Origin of the sequence: Psychrobacter sp. Ps1, from assembly GCF_022129425.1 — a bacterium.
GTDB lineage: Bacteria > Pseudomonadota > Gammaproteobacteria > Pseudomonadales > Moraxellaceae > Psychrobacter.
The window spans coordinates 77,489-98,952 of record NZ_JADQAN010000003.1 but is presented as its reverse complement, the minus strand read 5'-3'; the positions used below and the strand labels follow the sequence as shown (position 1 = coordinate 98,952).

Sequence of the window (21,464 nt, the reverse complement as noted above, 5' to 3'; positions counted from 1 at the left end):
TTTGGTTATACAAGATAAGGTATGCGTTTACCAAAATTTATCACAAACGAAGATATTAATGATGAATTTGGTCTTATTCGTTATCCAATATCGTTATAAAGTTTAAGAATTAGACAAATAGGCTATTAGATCATTATGAATTGATGAACTTATGTTTTTTTATTGTAATTAAATTGATAAATACAAAGGGTGAATAGCAGAAATATTGTAAGGATAGGATCGCTTTTAAGGCGCTATTTTTCTAAAAAATGCCTAACGTATGGGTATTTACTAATAGCCATAAACATTTAGCTCCCAAGCGCCTATAATAGAGCTCAGTGATTATATGTAAACTGACTTTAAGATTGTGATTGCTCTCAAACCAATCGACAAAGTCCTCTCATGCCAGCCTCGCATTTAAACTCAAATCTGTAGACAGAACCCTTTAGCAGCATAAGGAAGTTGCAAAATTGTCTGTTTCTTCATTATATTAATGAATAACGGTTATACATAAAGTAATATAGAAGTTTTAATTGCAGGCTTTCACCTTATTTTGTATAACCAGTAAGTCTTACCCTAGTATTTAAGCAAAACAATGAACCCTGTAGTAAACAGGAACTACTCATAAAAAGGACAAACAAAGATGAATTATTATAAGGATGCTGATAGCACCGAAACTCAGGAATGGCTGGCGGCCTTTGAGTCTGTGGTTAAACACGCAGACAAGGACCGTGCTCAGTTTCTCCTAAAAGCCTTATACAATATGGCAGTTCAAGAAGGACTGCCGTTTAACAGACTAGACACCGCTTATGTCAATAGTATCGCTGTTGAAGATGAGCCAATGTACCCAGGCGATCTTGGTATGGAGCGTAAGATACGTGCGCTAATTCGTTATAACGCACTTGCCATGGTCATGCGTGCCAATAAAAACGACGATGATTTGGGTGGTCACTTAGCGACATTCGCCTCTAGTGCAACACTTTATGAAACAGGTTTTAACCATTTCTTCCGCGCCGCTAGCGATCATTTCGGTGGTGACATGATTTATTATCAAGGTCACTCAGCGCCAGGTATCTATGCACGCTCTTATTTAGAAGGTCGTTTGACCGAAGATCAGCTTGACAATTTCCGCCGCGAAGTCGGCGGTAAAGGCTTATCAAGCTATCCGCATCCGTACCTAATGCCGGATTATTGGCAGTTCCCTACCGTATCGATGGGTTTAGGTCCGATCATGTCGATCTATCATGCTCACGTGCATCGTTATATGGAAAACCGCGGCTTGTTAGAAAAAGAAGGTCGTAAGATTTGGACGTTCTTGGGCGATGGTGAAACAGATGAGCCAGAAAGCCTAGGTGCCATTTCTCTTGCTGGTCGTGAGAAGCTGGACAACCTAATATGGGTAGTTAACTGTAACTTGCAGCGTCTTGATGGTCCAGTCCGTGGTAACGGTAAAATCATTCAAGAGCTAGAGTCAGTATTCCGCGGCGCAGGCTGGCGAGTCATCAAAGTTATTTGGGGTGGCAACTGGGATTCATTACTTGGTAAAGATCATACAGGCGTGCTTAAACAACGTATGGAAGAAGTGGTGGATGGCGAGTATCAGCTATATGAAGCGCGTACGCCTGAATTTACTCGCAAAGAGTTCTTTGGTAAATATCCAGAGTTAGAAGAGATGGCAGATGCGTTGACTGACGAAGAGATTTCACGTCTGAACCGTGGTGGCCATGATCCAGTTAAAGTTTACGCTGCCTTTAGCGAAGCGATGAAAACCAAAGGCCAACCAACGGTTATTTTAGTCAAAACCGTTAAAGGTTATGGTTTGTCTACCCAAACGCAAGCCGTCAACAAATCGCATCAGGTCAAAAAGCTTGATCAAGAAGCGTTGATGTATTTCCGTGATCGTTTTGATTTGCCATTTACTGATGAGCAGTTAGAGACTCTACCGTTCTACCGACCTGAAGAAGGTTCGGCGGAAATGAAGTATCTTAAAGGTCGTCGTGAGTCGTTAGGTGGTCATCTGCCAAACCGTCGTAGTGGTCACATCCCACTGAATATCCCTGAACTATCAATGTTTGATCGGGTATTAAAAGGCAGTAATGGTAAAGAGCAATCTACGACGATGGTATTCGTGCGATTGCTATCTGCAATGCTCAAAAACAAAGACATCCAAGATCGCGTCGTACCAATCGTACCTGACGAAGCGCGTACGTTTGGTCTAGAAGGTATGTTCCGTCAGTTGGGTATTTACTCGGCTGTTGGCCAAAAATATACACCAGAAGACAGTGAAGCGTTGATGGGCTATAAAGAAGCCATCGATGGTCACATGTTAGAAGAAGGTATCAACGAAGCAGGCGCAATGAGTACTTGGATTGCATTGGCAACCAGTTATTCTGTGAACGCATTACCGATGATTCCGATGTATATCTATTACTCAATGTTTGGTTTCCAACGTGTGGGTGATTTGGCTTGGGCGGCAGGTGATTGTCAAGCACAAGGCTTCTTATTAGGCGCAACTGCTGGTCGTACGACACTTAATGGCGAAGGCTTACAGCATCAAGATGGTCATTCACAAATTCTGTTCAATGTCGTGCCAAACTGTGTCAGCTATGATCCTTGCTTTGGTTATGAGCTAGCCGTTGTCATGCATGACGGTCTACGCCGTATGTATGGTGAAGGCGAGCGCGTTTACTATTACTTGACGTTGATGAACGAAAACTACGAGCAACCTGCTATGCCAGAAGGTGCCGAGGAAGGTATCAAACGTGGTATGTACTTGTTAGAGGACAATGGTTCAACACAAGTGCAACTACTAGGTTCTGGCGTTATCTTACGTGAAGTACAGAAGGCATCACAGATACTAAAAGACGAGTTCAATATTACGTCTAACGTTTGGAGTGTAACCAGCTTTAATGAGTTGACTCGCGATGGTATGGTTTGTGACGATTACAACCGTCTACATCCAATGGATGAAGAGAAAGTGCCTTGGGTTACTGAGCAATTAGCACCGCACGAAGGTATCGTGGTTGCAGCGACAGATTATATGCGTAACTACTCAGAGCAGATTCGTGCTTGGTTGCCAGATAACCGTCCTTACACGACTCTGGGTACCGATGGTTATGGCCGTTCTGATACGCGCGAAAACCTACGTAGTTTCTTCAACGTTGATGCTGCGCATATCGTTGTTGCAACGCTTAAACGTCTAGCGGACGAAGGTGAGGTTGAGATGCGTTTGGTTAAAGACGCGATTTCAAGCTTAGGCATTGATGTGGATCATCCACCTGCATGGCAACAGCAGTCTTACTATGATCAGTCTCCAGATGCACCAGCGCCAGGTAACGTAAATCCAAATCCTGTACCTGAATTTATCGCTGAAGACGATGATGAAATCAGTAATGAAGGCCGTGCTGAAGATCAAGCAGATGCAAACGTACTTGATGATAAAGATGTCAAATAATAATAACCATAAGACGAGGAAATAAATCATGGACATTAAAGCCCCCGATTTAGGTGTGGACAGCGCCGAAGTCAGCGAGATTATGGTAGAAGTTGGTGATGTCATCGCAAAAGACGACAACATCGTATTATTAGAATCTGACAAAGCATCGGTTGAAGTACCAAGCTCTGCTGCTGGTAAAGTGACTAAGATTAGTGTTGCTATCGGTGAGCAAGTTAGCGAAGGTATGGTGCTAATTGAGCTTGAAAGTGCAGAGGATAGCGTAGAAAGCAACGATGACAATGCTGCTGAAAAGCAAGAAGCGAACAGCACAGACGATGTTAAACCAGAATCAAAACCTGAACCTGCTGCAACTGAATCAAAGCAATCAGAGTCTGCTGCCAAGCCAGCCGCTAAGTCAGGTAAAGCAACTACTCATGCATTACCTGACTTAGGTGTTGATGAGGCACAAGTTTCTGAAATCATGGTGAGCGTTGGTGATACTGTTAGCGCTGAGCAGTCGATTTTGCTAATCGAATCAGATAAAGCATCGGTTGAAGTACCAGCACCAGTTGCCGGTAAGATTGAAAAAATCTTGGTCGAAGCAGGTGATATGGTTGCTAATGGTCAGGACTTTATCGTCATCATAGCAAGTGGTACAGATGATGCTAGTGATAGTGAATCTGAAACTCCTAAGCCACAAGAGTCAGCACCAGCCAAAACAGAAGATAAACCAGCTGCTAAAACTACTGGTGAGCCAAAACAAGCTGCCAAACCGACCAATACTGATACAGCTGCTAGCAAAACAGAGGGTAAATTAACTGAAGCACAAGTCAATGAAAAATTGGTTGATGTGTATGCAGGTCCTGCCGTTCGCAAACTAGCGCGTCAGTTAGGTGTTGATATCACAAAAGTGAATGGTTCAGCTCTAAATGATCGTATTCTAAAAGAAGACTTGTTTGCACATGTTAAGAACAGTCTAACCAAGCAAAAAGCGGCACCTGTGAGCAGTAATCCTGTTAGCTCAGGTCTACCGAAATTGCCTGACATGAGTAATGCTGAAATCTGGGGTAAGACGGAAACACAAGACCTCAGCCGCTTGCAGAAAGTCTCGATACCACAGCTCAACTACAATACTTTGCTACCGCAAGTAACGCAGTTCGATCTGTCTGATATCACTGAGACCGAAAAACTACGCGGTGAGCTAAAAGGTGGCATGAAAGCTGAAGGTGTTGGCTTTACTATCTTGGCATTTGTGGTTAAAGCAACTGCTTACGCGTTGACCCAGCATCCACGATTCAACAGTCATTTGAGCGATGACAATACTCAGGTCATATTGCGCAAAAGCGTCAATATGGGTATCGCAGTGGCAACTGATGATGGTCTTATCGTACCGGTTATCAAAAACGTACAAGATAAAGGCCTGAAGCAAATCGCAATTGAGATCGGCGAGCTTGCAGTAAAAGCTCGTGACAAGAAGCTCAGCACTAAAGATTTGCAAGGGGCGAGCTTTACCATATCGAGCCAAGGTAACTTGGGTGGTACCGCCTTTACGCCGTTAGTTAACTGGCCACAAGTTGGTATTTTAGGTGTCTCTGAAGCAAGTATGCAGCCACGTTGGGATGCGAAGACACAAAGCTTTGAGCCACGTTTGATGCTGCCACTGTCTTTGTCTTATGACCATCGTGTGATTAATGGCGCAGACGCTGCTGTATTTACTCGTTATATCGCAACGCTACTGGCAGACCCACGTCGTATCTTGATCTAAAGCTAGCTAGCAATTAAAGAAGACTGCCCAAGGGTGGTCTTTTTTTTATGAAGATTATTTGTTCTTATAGGTTATTAGCTGTTTTTATAAATAATTGCTTAGTAGTTAGAGAAGACAGACAGTAGTAGCCGTAATTAATAAGCACAAAAAAGCCAGCTATCAAGCTGGCTCTTATTACGCATAGTATCTTTACTAATTTAGAACTGTTTAACGAATGCTACACCATATACCCAAGGGCTAATGTCGATCTCGCCAAGATTTACGTCATCTAGAGTAGCGTCTGTTTTGATGTCCATATAACGGGCATCGATACGGAAAGCTTCTGTAGGAGCAAAAGGAATATCAAGACCAACATGACCAGCCACGCCAACGCTATCGTCAAGGTCCAAGTCACCACCATTAGAAATTCTTTCTTTGAAAAATGTTGTATAGTTCACACCAACACCAATGAAAGGCTTGATGTTCATTGGCATGTTTTCATAGTCAAAGTGATACTGTACGGAAAGAGTAGGTGGTAAATGCTGTGTTTTACCTTTCAAAGCTGGTGTGCCATCGGCAGCATTCAAGTCAAAATCATGACGAAACGGAAGTGCAGCTAGCAGTTCGATACCAACGTTGTTAGCGATGAAATACTCACCACTGATAGTTGGACGTACATCGCCATCAACATCAACAGATAAACCGTTATCTAGAGTACCGTTGTCGCTTTTAGGATCAACATAATGTGCGCCAGCAGCAACAGACCAAGTACCAGCAGGGACTGCAAAAGCAGTTGTCATTGTAAGTGCAGTAGCAGTTGCTAAAACTAGGGATTGTAGTTTCATCATTTCATTCCTTAACGTAATAAAAAATTATCAGCAGTTTGCTAATGAGGGATGGCATTAGCTACTGATACATAATGTTATGATTAAAGTTTAATCTGTAACATTTAATGTCTATTATAATACGAAAATCATTATTACTGGTAAGGTTTTGAATGTAAATTAGCAATGTTTCTGCAATAAATTACATTTAAGTGTAATTCAATTGTCTACAGTCTATAATTAAACACAGCAAAAGCTGCTTTTTAAGTAAGTGTCATTGACGTGAGTCGGTATCTCTTATTTATGATTCAACAAGAGGTGCAATATATTATGCTTGGCTATTGCAGTAATTCGCCTCTACGCTGTCAAAATGCGCGCAATACAAAGTTATTGAACCAAGTGGATTCTTGTTGTCCGAAATGTCACTTACATTTAATACCAGCTCAAGACATAAGTCAGCAGCTTCGTAGTTACGAGCAATTCTTAAGGTTCTCTATGCTATTGATTGTGTTTATACTATTGGTATCAATCTATATTTATTATTTATATTTTGTTTAGTCAGCTGATAATATCAATACCCAACACACCAGTTTTTATCAGAAAATCTATTAAGTGAGAATGCGGATTATTGTGAATAAGCCTTGCAAGTAGTTTATGATAGTTGCTTAATTTTATTAATACTAAATCGGTATACCACTATATAGGGCTGGCATGTTATTCCAATCTATACGGCGCTTGCGTCATTTTGTTTATGATATTTTACAAAATGAAGAGCACGACACGTTATTTAGCCGTTACGTCGATTACTTTCTCATATTTTTGATCATGACTAACGTAGCCGCTGTGATAGCGGAGTCTGTCGATCAATGGTATTACCCTTATCAAGATTACTTCACCTTATTTGAAAACTTTTCTATCGTTGTTTTTTCTGTTGAGTACTTATTGCGTTTGTGGAGTGTCGCTGAAGCCAAGCCTGACAATACGACGTGGAAACAGCGTTGGGATTGGATTAGAAGCCCATCCGCATTGATTGATTTAGTAGCCATCGTGCCAGCATTTTTGAATTTCTTTGTCAATATTGACTTGCGTTTCTTACGCATTTTACGCTTGTTTCGAATCCTAAAATTGACTCGTTATTTTGCTTCCATGCGTATTTTGCTAGTCGTGATTAGTAAAGAGAGAGGCTCATTTCAGGCTGTTATCTTCATTCTTATTATTATGATTGTGACTGCCTCTAGCGGTATTTATCTGGTGGAGAATCACGCACAGCCAGACGAGTTTGAGTCCATACCTAAAGCGATGTGGTGGGCTGTGGTGACACTGACAACCGTAGGCTATGGAGATGTCACGCCAATTACTAATGCGGGAAAAATATTGGGTGCGGTCATTACGATATTGGGCGTAGGTCTCGCAGCACTGCCGGCGGGTATTCTAGCGACAGGACTAGCAAATGAGTTGGCTCAGCGCCGCGAGGAGCTTGAACAGCATTTTCGTGAGCAGCTCATTGATAGTGACTTTGATTTGGTACAGAATCAGATGATGATTGATAAAATTCGTCGAGAGCTAGGTTTAGATAAAGAGCAGGCACAAAATATTGTTTTACAGGTACTTCGAGAGCAAGAGCTTGAACGGCGTGAGAAGGAAGTTGAAACGCGCCAAAAGAACTTCTGTCCGCATTGCGGTGAAGTTTTATAGCGAAGTATGAGATGATTTATAACAGATATGTTTTTAGCAATTAATTACAGCTAATGATTTGCCCATAAAAAGAGGTCTTGTGTTTGGATAGCACAAGACCTCTTTTATATGCGATTACTAGTTGCTCTTATATTCCCTGAGGAATGGGCAATGCACGTGCTAACTCATGAGCTACTTCTTGTGCTGCACCTGCTAGATCTTCTGCAGTAAGTGGTAAGTTTTGCAATGTTAAATGCCAGTCGTCAACAGATCGACGCAAATGCGCTACCCATAGCGTGGTGCAGTCGCGTGGGAGCTGCTTAAGGTTGACTTCAAAACAACGGTTTCCTTCATCGTCACTCAGGTGAATTTCGCCTTTTTTCACCCTAGAAAACGAATGACCATGGTATGAGTTGGCAATTAAACCAATATGAGTGATATGAGCGGGAATTTTTTCGAGTTCCAATCTGATTTGCTCTTGATCAAGCGGGGCCAGATACATGGCTTGCTCGCCGCGATCCTTACCATTTAAGCTGTCACCTTGATGCTTGACCGACTCAGCTTTATCTCGTAATTGTTTAAACCAAACAATGTCACTGATGACACAGTTATCATCATATAACACACAAGCCAAATCAATATCCATCGCGCTTTGATTTTTCTTAAAGCGCTTAAACATGCCTTTTGGCTCAATTTTGGTAAATTCATAATTGAGTGCAAAGAACAAAGTCCCTGCGTCTAGTCCCAGTCCTCGTAAACTATCTGACAACAGTGGTGATGGGGCAGTGGTCGACATAACTTTCCTTTTTTATTCTTAGTTTTTAACCGTTATCTAGATTTAGTGACTGCTTACTTAAGGCGTGCGGATATTAGCCTATCTCAGATCAGTGATATCATTCACTGGTTGCTGTCGAAGACTTATCTAATACCGCTTGATAGAGCAGCTCAGGCTTAGCATCTAACAACCCACTACCAAATCCGCGTAGCCACCAGACCAGCTGTGAGGTTAAATTAACAGTGGCCTTTACAGTAAGGGTGTTATCCTCATTTAGCGTCACGGTTTGATCGTCATTAAGCTTACTTTCGGTCAGACTCTTACCAGCTTGCCTAGTGAATCTAAGCTCAACAGCAGTATTCTTGCCACGCTCGTCCAATTCGCCAAACAGTGGGTGACTAAAGCCCATGCTGCCTTCATCCAAATACGTATCGAGTTGAAAATTCTCTGGTGTTTTTGCAGCGGTTTCGAGAATCTCAACACTATCAAAACGATGTAAAGCAAAGGTGCGAATGGTGGCTTCTGGATCGTCAGTACGAGTTGCCAGCAGATAGATAATCACACCACGCTGGATAATCGCGATTGGATTTAGGATATATTCGCTGGCTTGTGATTTGTTGCTACGAGTATAACAAGCATGAATCTGCAGTTGATAAAATAGCGCGTGGTAAATATTATCTTTACTATCTAAATCTATATCTGGTGCGATAAGCGGCTGGGTGGCAGGCTCAATACGCACTCTGTCTATCCAAGAGTGGGTCACTTTGCTGTTTTTGAGCTGTCGCCGTGCTAAGTCAAACCAAGGAAATAATTCATCTAAGATAACAGGTGGCAGTAACTGGGTCAGATTGGCCTCGACCATATTAAAGGCAACCGCTTGTGATAAGTTCATATGCGGCAAACTTTGTAATGGGGCGTCTTCTTTCCAGCGCCAACCTTGAGGATTGGCATTGTTTTTTTCGATAGGGAAGCGTTTGGCAAGGGCATTCAAATCGCGTTGGACAGTACGTAGGCTGATATCAAAGCCTGCCATCATCAGCTGCTCATAAATATGCGTGGTGCCTACCCAGCGATTGCGCTGCAGCTGTGATAGTACCTGCCATTGCCGAGCAGTCGTTGCCGCACCATGTCGATTGTCACTAATATTGGCGGCATTGGCGTCTTTTGAGGTGCCAATGTCTACAGCTGCAAGCGCACCTGTCTGCTCACTAGGATTGGACTGAGCTTGGATGTTATCAGCATCAGTAGGATGTACAGTCATTAAGAGATACCCTTTATGAAGTTACAAGTCGGTTTCTGGCACGATATTACTCGATTAGGAACCGTTAATCATCGCAGAAAAGCAGCGTAGCGTCTAGCGACGTTCATGCATGCGTATGTTTATTTAATAGTTGCTATTCGATGGTTGCTGCTCGATCTAGCCATAGACATAACAATGAATCTAGTCGAACAGCAATGTGCGTGCGTATCGGTAGTGCCGTTTAAATTTTAATTATTATTCCCGTCGATGGCCTTTGTCTCACTGTCGTTGTTTAGGGCGTCATCAATAGGCTCAGCATCGCTTTGCTTGCTGCTTTCCTCGCTACCTTTCTTATCACTTCTCTCACCTTTTCGCTTTTCTTTTATTCTTCTATCTTCTTTCTTTTGACGTTTTTCTTTACGCTTCTTCTTCGCTTTCTTTTTGGCCTTTTCATCATCGATGTCGTCCGTGCTGTCTTGGTTTTCATCCCACAGCATCAGACGGCTTAATACTTTGCCAAATAAAGTATCTTTACGATAACGGCCTTTTTTATTCATGGTGTCGATGGGCAAGCCAGTCATCAGCGTCAGGGCCTCACTTAGAGTATAGACGCCATAGATATGAAATTTGCCTCTATTTACTGCATCGATAATATCGTCACGTAACATCAGCTGTTTGACATTGGCCATCGGAATGACGACGCCTTGATCGCCTGTTAGCTCTTGCTCGCGGCAAGCGTCGAAGAAACCTGCGATTTTGGCATTGATGCCACCAACTGCTTGTACTTCGCCTAGCTGGTTCATAGATCCAGTAATCGCGAGAGACTGATTGATGGGGACGTTTGCTAATGCGGATAGCAATGCACAGCCTTCGCTAACGGTGGCACTATCGCCATCGATTTGCGCGTAGCTCTGCTCAAACGCCAGCGAGGCACTAAAATTCAGCGCATGATGTTGACTAAATAACGCGCGCAAATAGCTGGTCATAATCAGCATGCCTTTGGCGTGTAAACTACCGCCCAAGTCTACATCACGCTCAATATCAAGAATTTCACCTGTGCCAATATTGGGCTGAATGACCGCAGTAAGCCGTGCTGGCATGCCAAACTCACTATCTGCATAACTGACTACAGTCAATGCATTAACTTGCCCTATAGCATCGCCTTGCGTTTGGATCAGCTGCTGGCCGTTTTTAAGCTCGTCCCAGTACAGATCGCGTAAATATCCTGAACGCTCATCCATGTCATCGATTGCTTGAGTGACGTGATCTGCTGTCACCATAGTCTCATTATTTAAGCGAGCGTGACGGTTTGATTCATGCAATAGTTTGATCAATAAGTCACTGTGTAGGCTTAAACGATCTTGTTCTTCAGCTTGCAAGCTTAGATGCTCAAGTAGCGTGGCCTGTGCACTGCTATCAAACGGATAAAGGTCGGCATAGTCGATGATATCGGCCATTTTTGCGACCAGTGCCAATTCATGCTCAGTGGTACGAGGCACATCGTCATGAAAGTCAGCGCGGACTTTGAATACGGCATCAAATTCAGGCTCAAGCTCTAGTAGCTCGTAATATAAATCTGCTTCACCTAACAAAATAACCTTGATATCTAAATCAATAGGCGCGGGTGAGAGAGATAAGCTACCGGTTAGCGTCAGCATTTGCTCTAGACTAGACAGTTTGATTTTTCGTGATTGTAATGCGCGCTTTAAGCCTTGCCATGCATAAGGATGTTCAAGTACGTGGCTGGCTTCTAACAGTAAATAGCCGCCATTAGCGCGATGTAGAGCACCTGCACGAATCATACTTACGTCAGTGGTTACTGTGCCTAATTGGGTGATTTGCTCGACATGCCCTAACAAATTGAGATGGGTTGGCAAATCCTCAAAAACCACGGGCGCGCCACTGTCAGGTGTGTGACTGACAATAACATTGACCGCATAACGACTGGGCGTCGTAGCCAACACTGCTGTCACAAACTCCTCATCATCGCCATTGACGATACGCTCTACGTGAGTGACCATGTCATCAAATACAGCCTTGAGATATGCCACGACAAGTGGATGAGTCGCAAACTGCTCATAAATAGGAGTAAATAATGGCTGTAAAGCACGTTGGGCAATACTACGATGTAGCGACTCTATCTCGTCATTGGCTTCGTCTTCTAGTTGCTCTAAAGCGATAGTCAATTGACTCAGACGCTTTTGCATATGGTTCTTTTGCACAAAGTTATTCAGCTCAGCTTCATACTCATTATTGCCATATGTAGAATCTTTATTTTCCTTACGCTCATTATCTTCATCGCTCAAGGTGTTAACTTTTTCGCTATCATCGAGCTTTTCTAAATTTTTACGATTGTTAGGTGTTTCTACTTGTTTGTTATCACCGCTGTTGCTTTCTGTAGGCAGTTGACTAGGATGAACAAATACGGCTTTATTATCAAACGAGCGAAACGTCAATGCTAGGTCATATTGCTTGCCTTCAGCATTAAGCGCGTCATAGGCATGCCTTTCTTTTTGATGAGTACTGTTTTTGATGGCTTCGATTTTGCTCTGGTATTGATCGCTACGAAAGCGTTGGCTTAAACGCTTTTTTGCTTGCTGCCATAAGTTATTAACTTGCTGCTGTAATAGCGAGGCTTGACCAGCTGGTAGACGCAGCGCCAATGGTGTGCGTGGATCAGTGAAATTATGCACGTATACCCAATCATCAGGCGTCGGCGCGTCAGCAGCGATACGCGTTAACAGACGACTAATCACAGTACGCTTACCCAAACCGTTCTCACCAGCGGCAAACACATGGTAACCACTGGCTTTAATATCCAGCGCTGTATGCAATGCTTTAAGCGCGCGTTGTTGACCGAAGCCTACATCTAAGTCAGGCGCAGTGCGAGTATCTGTAGGCAATTCATCAGGGTCGCTATAGCGTTTTAATTGCTCAGCGGAAATGCGACAATTTTGCTGAACTTCTATGAAGATAGGGTTTGGGGTATCAGGTGCTGTTTGCTTAGTATTTTTTGTATCGGTAGTAGGTACTACCATATTGTTAGCGTCTTTTGATACTTGCGATATAGGGGTGTAGGGTTGTTCTGTCATAGGCGTTTGAAAAATCATCTTAAAAAGTATTAAAGGAATATGAGAAGTGATTGGTTTTATCTGTTCAGGCGTATTCTGAGTTTTTTATAATCAATCATGACATCTTACAAGATATAGTCACCTATTAGCGAAGTCATTAAGCGCAGTTTTGTATCATATTTAGACAAATGCCTGAGTAAAACTGGTAAAAAACGAATGAATTAATCAGCGAATTGGAGGCAATCAAAGCAGAATAACGCCTCATGATCAGCGTAGATAGTATAAGATGTCCCACATTGGCGCAATCTGCAACTATTCAATGGGCAGACTGCATGATAAAATAAACGGTTCACAAGTCAAAACTGGATAACTCGTTGTATGTCAGCTTCCGCTAAAAACTCTTCATCGTCTGCTAGTGTGGGTAATATCAATATTGATCCGACTGGTTTCGTAAAGCTTGGTGCGCAACTGCCAAAGCTGGCTAATATCTTGGCGCAAGCGATAAATGAGCTGGGTCTGCCGTTAAGTGAAACGCAGCAGCGCACGTTATTATTGTACTTAGACCAGCTTTTACTATGGAATAAAGCGTATAATCTGACCGCGATCACTGATCCAGAAGAAGCGCTGATCAAGCATGTGATAGATTGTCTGTCTATTATAACGCATTTACCCGCCGGATCGTTGCTAGATATCGGCACGGGAGCAGGGTTGCCAGCAGTGATTATTGCCATTTGTCAGCCTGAGCGCCAGTGTACTGCGCTTGATAGCAATCAGAAGAAAATTCGCTTTATTAAGCAAATCAGCAGCGAGCTCGGTTTGAGTAATATGCAGCCGATTGCATCGCGTATTGAAGCGCATGAAGCAAGCTATGCGGTGGTGACATCGCGAGCGTTCGCCAGTTTGATAGATTTTGTAGAAGTAGCACAGCCAAGATTGGCAGATGGCGGCTTCTTATGTGCTATGAAAGGTAAAGTGCCGAATGAAGAAGAGCTACAAGCACTCGATAGTGATTGGCATATCAAAACCATTAAGCTGACGGTGCCACGTTTGCACGACAGTCGCCATTTAATTGAAATGTCTGCTAAAGACAGTTGAGCCATAAAGACTTCGCAGTCATGAAACAGGTACGGTTTTTTGTGAAACACAGTTTACGTCTGTATCTAAATGACATAGTATTTAAAAGCATTTAAAATGCTCGACCGCAAACTGAGCATTTTAGACCATAAATTGCTTATTTTTAAATACTGAGCGAGTGTCGCTGTACAAGACTGAACAAAAATAATCGTACCAACCGAGTCAAAAGTAATAGACCCTAATAAAATTGAGTGAGTGTATGGAAATCATAGCAATTGCGAATCAAAAAGGCGGTGTGGGTAAAACCACAACGGCAGTAAATTTGACCGCCAGCTTGGCTGCTAAACGCAAGCATGTACTGCTGATTGACTTAGACCCACAAGGTAATGCGACCAGTGGTACAGGTGTTGACAAAAACGAGTTGGATCTTACCATAGCGGACGTTTTGCTAGATGGTGTCGCGTTGTCTGAAGCAATTGTTACTAGTCCTGCAGGGTTCGATGTCATCGGTGCCAATCGCGATTTGGCTGGCATGGACATTACGCTGATGAGTAAGACGGACAGTCATGAGCTGTTCAAAACTGCGATGGCCGAATTGGTTAACGATCAGATATCTACACAAAAACAGCCATACGATTATGTGATTATCGATTGCGCGCCTAGTTTGAATCTACTGACGATTAATGCATTGGTGGCTACAGATAGTGTGATTATCCCTATGCAGTGTGAGTACTATGCACTAGAAGGGTTGGCTGACTTATCACAAACGATTGAACGTCTTACAGAGTTGAACCCTAAGCTTTATATTCGCGGTGTGGTCAGAACGCTATTTGATGCGCGTAATACGCTTGCCCGTGATGTCTCTACTGAGCTAGAAGCGCATTTTGGCGATATCATGTACAAGACCCATATTCCAAGGAATATTCGCTTGGCAGAAGCTCCTGCGCACGGCTTACCAGTTATTGCGTATGAGAGATGGTCAAAAGGCGCACGCGCATATCAAAAGCTTGCCGCTGAAGTGATGAAGCAAAGCAGCTAGTTTTTATCTAAAGTCTCTCACAAAGGATTTTTAGATAAAAAGTGTCACTGATCAAGACAGTAAATGAATAGCATAAGCATAGAGCACTTAACATTGTATTTAGTAAGCCGCATCATTAATCAATTGGCTTTTATTTTAGCGTTAGAGGATAGGTAATCATGGCGAAGAAAAGAGGGTTGGCTGCTAATCGGGGCTTAGATGCCTTATTAGGGTCAATCAAAAAAGAAAAGCAAATTACCGCCTCTGCCTTGCAAGACGACATGGTGGCGCGTGAAAATGCTGCGCCAGATATTAATGTGCCTGTAGATACTAATGCGCCTGTAAATACTGTATCCACAGATATAGCGCCTGATATCACTCCGACAAAAGCCAGTAAAAAATCATCTGTGAAGACTACTGATAACGATGCTGCTAGTGAGGGTAGCACTCGCGCGTCACGTTCACCTCGTGCTACTAGCAAGACGTCGCTCAACAAATCGCGTGGCAATAGTGGAGATACGAGCGCAACCGAAGACCAGATTAGCCTTGTGCAGATTGATGTCACACGCTTGCAAGCAGGTAAGTATCAGCCTCGTCGTGATATGAGTGAGACAGCACTTGCAGAATTGGCATCTTCTATCGAACAGCATGGCGTGATGCAGCCTATCGTTATCCGCCCGCTATTGGCAAATGAAGATAAGAGTGAAGCATTTGTCACTCACGAAATTATCGCTGGTGAACGCCGCTGGCGTGCAGCAAAAATGGCAGGAAAAGCAGTTATCCCTGCGATTGAGCGCGCTTTATCTGACGAGTTGGCGATTGCCCTAGCACTGATTGAAAATATTCAGCGCGAAGACTTATCAGTGATTGAGCAGGCAGCAGCATTGCAGCGCTTTCATACGGAATTTGGCATGAGTCATGCCATGATTGCTGAAGTCGTTGGCAAGGCGCGTACGACAGTATCGAATCTACTTCGTTTAAATCAGCTGCATGATACAGTAAAAGACCATTTAGCCAACAGTGCGCTAGATATGGGTCATGCTCGTACACTTTTAGCATTGTCCTCTGAACAACAACCTATCATCGCGCAAAAGATTATCGATGGCGGTATGACCGTGCGAGAGGCTGAAAAATTGGTCAAATCCATCTTGCAGCCAGCGCCCAAAATCAATCGTGCTGAACAAGCGCAATCTCGTGATGTAGAGCGTTTAACCCAGAGATTGACAGACATGCTTGGTGCTGAAGTCAAACTAAAGCATAAAAAAGATGGTCAAGGTAGTGTTGAGATATTTTTCCACAATCAAGATCAATTGGCTGCATTGATTAAGCATATAGAAGCTCAAGCTTAATAACATTTGCGAGTTAGCCATATCTATTCAAATGCTAAGTCGCCTCTGTAATAATTATTTTGTAGTGATCGTTTTTGCAAAAATACGGAAGAGAGTAGATATGTGGGAGTTGGTAAAAGCAGGTGGCTGGCTAATGACACCTATCGTGGTCTGTTCTATATTGGCTTTGGTTATCATCATTGAACGTAGCCATACGCTACAGTTTAACAAAGTCGCTCCTAGTAGGTTGCGCGAACAGCTAATAACTCGTTTACGTGAAAATGGCGATATTGGCCGTACACAATTGATGAATGTAAAAGAAAAGACTGCGCTTGGCGATATCTTGGCAACGGGGTTGCTATATCGTCAGTATGGGCTAGAATCGATGACAATGCACATGCAAAATCGTGCCAGCGTCCAAGTTCATCAGTTGGAAAAAAACATCAATATGTTAGGAACTATCGGTGCGATAGCTCCGTTACTTGGTCTATTAGGTACGGTACTAGGAATCATCTCTTCATTCTTAGCGATTACCGATGGCGCAATGCAAGATCCGACGATGCTAGCCGCTGGTGTATCACAGGCACTAATCACTACCGCTGCAGGTATGATTGTTGCTATCCCTGCGCTGGTTGCTTATCGTTATTTTCAGCGCCGTATCATTGATATTAATGCTCAGTTTGAGACTCAAGCAGGGCTTATGATTCAAGAGTTGTATGACTATCACTTGCTTGCTAGTACGCAGCCATCTACATCTTCTAGCCGTACGTCAATAGAAGATAGTATTGTGCAAGAACGTTCATTCGGTGCGTTGGATTCGGATAAGACTAGCATAGCGGCAGTGTAGTCAATGCGGTTTTAAAGAATAGATTTCTTGAGCCTATAAATGGTAGCTGAATTAAAGAGATTGATATGCGTTTTAGAAAACCAACGGTTGAACCGCTTGAAATTAATCTGACACCGATGATTGATTGTTTACTGTTTTTAATTGTTTTTTTATTACTTGCTACCTCATTCAATCACTTTAGTCGTTTAAATATTATCCTTCCTGAAGCTGAAGGTGTCGCGTTGACAGAAAAAAACAACAGCATTGAAGTAGCTGTGCAAGAAGATGGTAGCTATTTGGTCAACGGCATTACACTTGCTAGTAGCAATGAGGCTGAATTGATCAGTATGCTACAGCAAGAAGCAGGTGGTAATCGTGATATGCTATTTGTGATTGCTGCCGATGCTAACGCTACTCATCAGTCTGTTGTGCGAGTAATGGATGTCGCAGGAAAACTAGGGTTTTTGAACCTTAATATCAGTACAGTTGTGCCACTTGGTCAACCATTACCGCAATAATATATGGCTATATTAGTGTCATAAATACTCCTATAAAACTGTGCTTTGAATGCAGTTTATTCATATCATGATACCCAAATTGAGGCTTTTATGAGCCAAACATATCAATCTGACCCAAAAACGTCTGCTAAGAAATCATCAGCGGAACCATCGAATACGCCCAAGCATAAGACTTTACTACGTCTATTAAGGTATTTAAAACCTTACTGGTGGGCATTGCTGTTGACTATTATAGGCTTTGCTATTAATGCATCGACCGAGATTGGGACAGCGAAGTTATTGCAATATATTACTGATGCGATCAAGCAAAGTGATCAGAGTAAAAGGGATTGGTTTCCCGTTCTAATTATTATGCTTTTTTTAGTTCGCGGTGTGGGTAGCTTTTTGGGTAATTACTATTCTGCTTTGATTTCACGAAATCTGGTTTATGAGCTACGAGTAGAAGTTTTTAATAAGCTGCTGCGCTTGCCAAGCTCATTTTATCTTGCCAATCCAGCAGGTACTATCTCATCAAAGCTGATATTCGACGTTGAACAGGTCACAGCGGCCAGTACAGACTCAATGAAAACCTTGTTACGTGATGGCTTGACTGTTATTGGGTTGATTGGTTTCTTGCTTTATAGCAATTGGCGTTTGACATTGATTCTATTCCTCGTACTGCCACCGATACTGTGGCTCATTCGCATAGCATCTAAGCGTTATCTCAGATTATCTAAGGGGATTCAGGAAACAATGGGTGATGTCAGTCACGTGACCAACGAAGTTATTGGTGGCTATCAGGTGGTGAAAAACTATGGTGGACAAGCATACGAAGCTGAACGTTTTGACAAAATATCTAAAAAGAACCTGCGCCAAGGCATGAAAGTGGTCGTGACTAATAGTATCAATACACCAGCAGTACAGCTACTGATGGCGATGGCAATGTCAGTTGTGGTATGGCTTGCCCTGCGTCCAGCAGTGATAGACAATATATCAGCTGGCGAATTTATCGCTTATATCGCAGCCGCAGGATTGCTCAGTAAACCCGTTCGTTCATTAACGGATATTAATCAAAAGCTGCAAAAAGGTATTGCGGCTGGTGAATCGATTTTTGCCCTACTAGATGAGCCAGAAGAAAAAGACACTGGTGTGATCAGCTCAGCCCTAACGGGTGAGATGAAACTCGATAATGTCAGTCTAATCTATCCGGATTCGACAGTGGCACTGCGCGACTTTACGTTAGATATACGTGCAGGAGAAACCGTTGCACTGGTAGGGCGTAGTGGTGCTGGTAAATCATCTTTAGTAAATCTATTGACACGCACCTTATCAACTTCTGCAGGACAAATTACTTTAGATGGTATACCAATCGAAGATATCAAACTAGAGAGCCTACGTGCTCAAATTGCGATGGTCAATCAGCAAGTGGTGCTGTTCAATACGACAGTGTTTAACAACATTGCTTATGGTAGCTTAGCGAATAAAAGTCAGTCCGACGTTGAGCGTGCCGCAAAAGATGCCTTTGCTCATGACTTCATAATGAAGATGCCAAATGGCTACCAAAGCGAAATCGGTGCCGAAGGTTTGCAACTATCAGGTGGGCAGCGTCAGCGCTTGTCTATCGCGCGTGCACTATTAAAAGATGCGCCAATTCTCATTTTAGATGAAGCGACCAGTGCGCTGGACAACGAGTCAGAGCATTATATTCAGCAAGCGCTAGACAATGTGATGAAAAATCGCACGACGCTAGTGATTGCACATCGATTGACCACTATCGAGTCTGCTGATCGTATCGCTGTGTTGGATGCCGGACAGATTGTCGAGTTAGGCACGCATACAGAATTGATGCAGTTACAAGGCCATTATGCACAGATGTATGATCGTGATTTCGAATAGAGTCATGTGATTCTATTTTAATATACATCTTATGATAAAGCGGCACTGAATTTATAGAATAAGTGGTCAATAAACATGAGCATTGAAACGACAGTGACACGTGCATGGCAACGGCAGGCTCTTTGGTTGTGGCTATTGCTACCCATTAGCTGGTTGTACGGACTCATTACCATGCTCCGCCGTCAAGCTTATAAAATTGGTTTGCTATCAAGTTATCGTGCGCCCATTCCCATCATGGTAATCGGAAATATCAGTGTCGGTGGTAGCGGTAAGACACCATTGATTATTGCTTTGGTTAATTATTTACAAGACAAAGGCGTCAAAGTCGGGATTATCAGTCGCGGCTATGGTGGGGATTCGAGTCAAATGCCAGCATTGGTTACCGCGACTAGTTTGCCAAGTGTAGTAGGGGATGAGCCTTGCTTAATTGTCCATATGACAGGGGCTGCGATGGCAGTATGCCCCAATCGTCAGCAAGCGATTGCTACTCTGTTAAAGGCAAAGCCTGATTTACAATTGATTATTGCAGATGATGGTTTGCAGCACTATGCACTACAGCGTGATATCGAATGGATTGTGGTAGATGCCGCCCGTGGGTTTGGCAATGAGCAGCTACTACCAACGGGTTTTTTGCGTGAGCCGATGTCACGATTAGAGGGTGCAAATGTTATCTATCATGAAAAACCAAGTACAGATTTAACTCAGAATTCTAGAAGTGGTAATAAGATACAGTCTGCTGACCGTTTGATCATGCATTTGCAAGCTGATGAGTTGCAACACTTATGGAATTCTACATCGAGTGAAGCTCAACTAAATAGTGTTAAGCCTACTAATAATAGCCGAGTTCATGCTGTTAGTGGTATCGGCTATCCACAGCGGTTTTTTGATACCTTAGAATCTATTGGCTTTGAGGTCATAGGGCATCCTTACCCTGACCATTATGATTTTAGTTTGACTGAGCTTTTACAATATGGTGATTATCCTATTATCGTAACCAGTAAAGATGCGGTAAAAATCAGCGCATTATTGGCAGACTATACAGCGACACAAGCACTCTATGATGAGTATATAGATCTTGTCAGTAGATTATGGGTGTTGCCAGTGACGGCTGTATTATCAGAGAATAGTTATCATAATCTAGATGAGCAACTAAAGGCGCTAGGGATTCGTATCGACCATGATATGAACACGTCAACCTCATTGTAAATATCAGCTAATGTTTTAAATTTCCGTACCATTTTTATAGGAATACGCCATGTCGTTCGCCACCACACCTGCCAAAACCCATATCGTGATTCCTGCACGTTTTAAAAGTACGCGCTTATCTGGTAAGCCATTGCTAGCTATTCATGGTAAGCCGATGATACTTTGGGTAGCAGAAAAAGCGCAGACAGCAAGTTTTGCTGATGACATGTGTATAGCGACTGATGATGAGCAAATTGCAAAAGTTTGCACCGATGCAGGATTTGATGTTGTTATGACCAGTAGCGAGCATGCTTCAGGGACGGATCGTTTGGCAGAGGTAGCAGCTATCAAAGGTTGGGCTGACCACGATATTGTGGTGAATATGCAAGGCGATGAGCCCCTTGTACCGCCATTGCTTTTGGAGCAAGTACAGGCGCTTTTGGTAGCGGATGAGGATAGCGTGATGGCCACACTCTGTGAGCCTATCGATGACTATGATACGTTCCAAAAATCATCGGTAGTAAAAGTGGTCAGCCAATCTGCTAATAACGTACAGCGTGCGCTCTATTTTAGCCGCGCACCGATTCCTTGTGACCGTGATGTTGTATTAGCTGATAATAATCAGATGCAACCACCAAAGAACGCCTATCGTCATTTGGGTTTATACGCTTATCGTGTCAGTCTATTACAGCAGTTCGTAAACTGGCCACAAACGCCACTTGAGATACTTGAAAGCTTAGAGCAATTACGTGTTTTAGAAAATGGTCAGCATATCGCCATCGCAGAAGCTGCCTGTCAGTTACCAGCGGGTGTCGATACACAAGAAGATCTAGACCGTCTAAACGCGATGAGCTTAGATAACTTTCACAACACTACTAAGTAACAGCCTGAGCAAAG

General features: G+C 43.0%; 15 protein-coding genes. 11 read left to right on the top strand and 4 right to left on the bottom strand.

Annotated features, from left to right (window positions below; all coding sequences use genetic code 11):
* The first annotated feature begins 622 nt into the window (after positions 1-622).
* Positions 623-3,433 (top strand): pyruvate dehydrogenase (acetyl-transferring), homodimeric type, encoded by a 2,811-nt coding sequence (aceE, locus tag I3249_RS02150; protein ID WP_102094735.1) that lies wholly within the window; start codon positions 623-625, stop codon positions 3,431-3,433.
* A 28-nt stretch (positions 3,434-3,461) separates the two neighbouring features.
* The gene (locus I3249_RS02145; protein ID WP_238068336.1) at positions 3,462-5,180 is read left to right on the top strand and encodes a 2-oxo acid dehydrogenase subunit E2; all 1,719 of its coding nucleotides are present in this window, start codon (positions 3,462-3,464) and stop codon (positions 5,178-5,180) included.
* Between the two features lie 197 nt (positions 5,181-5,377).
* On the opposite strand, the gene I3249_RS02140 is transcribed toward I3249_RS02145, so the two are convergent.
* Entirely contained in the window at positions 5,378-6,004 is a 627-nt protein-coding gene (locus I3249_RS02140) for an OmpW family outer membrane protein (RefSeq protein ID WP_238068335.1), read from the bottom strand.
* 690 nt (positions 6,005-6,694) lie between these two features.
* Between I3249_RS02140 and I3249_RS02135 the strand changes: the two genes are divergently transcribed.
* Positions 6,695-7,678, top strand: a complete 984-nt coding sequence (locus I3249_RS02135; RefSeq protein WP_101205420.1) for an ion transporter — start codon at positions 6,695-6,697, stop codon at positions 7,676-7,678.
* Between the two features lie 127 nt (positions 7,679-7,805).
* Here the strand turns inward: I3249_RS02135 and I3249_RS02130 are convergent, their stop codons facing one another.
* The 3 genes from I3249_RS02130 to I3249_RS02120 all read right to left on the bottom strand — a co-directional run bounded on the left by I3249_RS02130 (position 7,806) and on the right by I3249_RS02120 (position 12,764).
* A complete protein-coding gene (locus tag I3249_RS02130) occupies positions 7,806-8,453 on the bottom strand; it encodes a TerD family protein (RefSeq protein WP_101205419.1) in 648 nt (215 codons plus the stop codon).
* A gap of 97 nt (positions 8,454-8,550) precedes the next feature.
* Positions 8,551-9,693: a WYL domain-containing protein gene (locus I3249_RS02125; protein ID WP_238068334.1), complete on the bottom strand. Its 1,143-nt coding sequence runs from the start codon at positions 9,691-9,693 to the stop codon at positions 8,551-8,553.
* A 227-nt stretch (positions 9,694-9,920) separates the two neighbouring features.
* Positions 9,921-12,764: an ATP-binding protein gene (locus I3249_RS02120; RefSeq protein ID WP_238068332.1), complete on the bottom strand. Its 2,844-nt coding sequence runs from the start codon at positions 12,762-12,764 to the stop codon at positions 9,921-9,923.
* A 357-nt stretch (positions 12,765-13,121) separates the two neighbouring features.
* Between I3249_RS02120 and rsmG the strand changes: the two genes are divergently transcribed.
* The 8 genes from rsmG (at position 13,122) to kdsB (ending at position 21,450) form a co-directional block, all read left to right on the top strand.
* Positions 13,122-13,838: a 16S rRNA (guanine(527)-N(7))-methyltransferase RsmG gene (gene rsmG, locus I3249_RS02115; RefSeq protein WP_238068330.1), complete on the top strand. Its 717-nt coding sequence runs from the start codon at positions 13,122-13,124 to the stop codon at positions 13,836-13,838.
* A gap of 238 nt (positions 13,839-14,076) precedes the next feature.
* Positions 14,077-14,856, top strand: a complete 780-nt coding sequence (locus I3249_RS02110; protein WP_165597189.1) for a ParA family protein — start codon at positions 14,077-14,079, stop codon at positions 14,854-14,856.
* A 158-nt stretch (positions 14,857-15,014) separates the two neighbouring features.
* Positions 15,015-16,184: a ParB/RepB/Spo0J family partition protein gene (locus tag I3249_RS02105; RefSeq protein WP_238068328.1), complete on the top strand. Its 1,170-nt coding sequence runs from the start codon at positions 15,015-15,017 to the stop codon at positions 16,182-16,184.
* Between the two features lie 100 nt (positions 16,185-16,284).
* Positions 16,285-17,010, top strand: a complete 726-nt coding sequence (locus I3249_RS02100; RefSeq protein WP_165597191.1) for a MotA/TolQ/ExbB proton channel family protein — start codon at positions 16,285-16,287, stop codon at positions 17,008-17,010.
* Between the two features lie 65 nt (positions 17,011-17,075).
* Positions 17,076-17,507: a biopolymer transporter ExbD gene (locus I3249_RS02095; protein WP_102094745.1), complete on the top strand. Its 432-nt coding sequence runs from the start codon at positions 17,076-17,078 to the stop codon at positions 17,505-17,507.
* A gap of 90 nt (positions 17,508-17,597) precedes the next feature.
* Complete coding sequence (gene msbA, locus I3249_RS02090) at positions 17,598-19,382, top strand: lipid A export permease/ATP-binding protein MsbA (RefSeq protein WP_238068326.1); 1,785 nt, start codon at positions 17,598-17,600, stop codon at positions 19,380-19,382.
* 75 nt (positions 19,383-19,457) lie between these two features.
* Complete coding sequence (gene lpxK / locus I3249_RS02085) at positions 19,458-20,588, top strand: tetraacyldisaccharide 4'-kinase (RefSeq protein ID WP_238068324.1); 1,131 nt, start codon at positions 19,458-19,460, stop codon at positions 20,586-20,588.
* A 49-nt stretch (positions 20,589-20,637) separates the two neighbouring features.
* Positions 20,638-21,450, top strand: a complete 813-nt coding sequence (gene kdsB, locus I3249_RS02080; protein WP_238068322.1) for a 3-deoxy-manno-octulosonate cytidylyltransferase — start codon at positions 20,638-20,640, stop codon at positions 21,448-21,450.
* Positions 21,451-21,464 lie beyond the last annotated feature (14 nt).

Excerpts from the sequence above, each read along its gene's own strand:
- I3249_RS02100 (WP_165597191.1), top strand. The coding sequence starts at position 16,285 with ATGTGGGAGTTGGTAAAAGCAGGTGGCTGGCTAATGACACCTATCGTG.
- lpxK (WP_238068324.1), top strand. The coding sequence starts at position 19,458 with ATGAGCATTGAAACGACAGTGACACGTGCATGGCAACGGCAGGCTCTT.
- I3249_RS02125 (WP_238068334.1), bottom strand. The coding sequence starts at position 9,693 with ATGACTGTACATCCTACTGATGCTGATAACATCCAAGCTCAGTCCAAT.
- aceE (WP_102094735.1), top strand. The coding sequence starts at position 623 with ATGAATTATTATAAGGATGCTGATAGCACCGAAACTCAGGAATGGCTG.
- I3249_RS02110 (WP_165597189.1), top strand. The coding sequence starts at position 14,077 with ATGGAAATCATAGCAATTGCGAATCAAAAAGGCGGTGTGGGTAAAACC.
- I3249_RS02095 (WP_102094745.1), top strand. The coding sequence starts at position 17,076 with ATGCGTTTTAGAAAACCAACGGTTGAACCGCTTGAAATTAATCTGACA.
- I3249_RS02140 (WP_238068335.1), bottom strand. The coding sequence starts at position 6,004 with ATGAAACTACAATCCCTAGTTTTAGCAACTGCTACTGCACTTACAATG.
- I3249_RS02105 (WP_238068328.1), top strand. The coding sequence starts at position 15,015 with ATGGCGAAGAAAAGAGGGTTGGCTGCTAATCGGGGCTTAGATGCCTTA.
- I3249_RS02135 (WP_101205420.1), top strand. The coding sequence starts at position 6,695 with ATGTTATTCCAATCTATACGGCGCTTGCGTCATTTTGTTTATGATATT.
- I3249_RS02145 (WP_238068336.1), top strand. The coding sequence starts at position 3,462 with ATGGACATTAAAGCCCCCGATTTAGGTGTGGACAGCGCCGAAGTCAGC.
- kdsB (WP_238068322.1), top strand. The coding sequence starts at position 20,638 with ATGTCGTTCGCCACCACACCTGCCAAAACCCATATCGTGATTCCTGCA.
- I3249_RS02120 (WP_238068332.1), bottom strand. The coding sequence starts at position 12,764 with ATGACAGAACAACCCTACACCCCTATATCGCAAGTATCAAAAGACGCT.
- I3249_RS02130 (WP_101205419.1), bottom strand. The coding sequence starts at position 8,453 with ATGTCGACCACTGCCCCATCACCACTGTTGTCAGATAGTTTACGAGGA.
- msbA (WP_238068326.1), top strand. The coding sequence starts at position 17,598 with ATGAGCCAAACATATCAATCTGACCCAAAAACGTCTGCTAAGAAATCA.
- rsmG (WP_238068330.1), top strand. The coding sequence starts at position 13,122 with ATGTCAGCTTCCGCTAAAAACTCTTCATCGTCTGCTAGTGTGGGTAAT.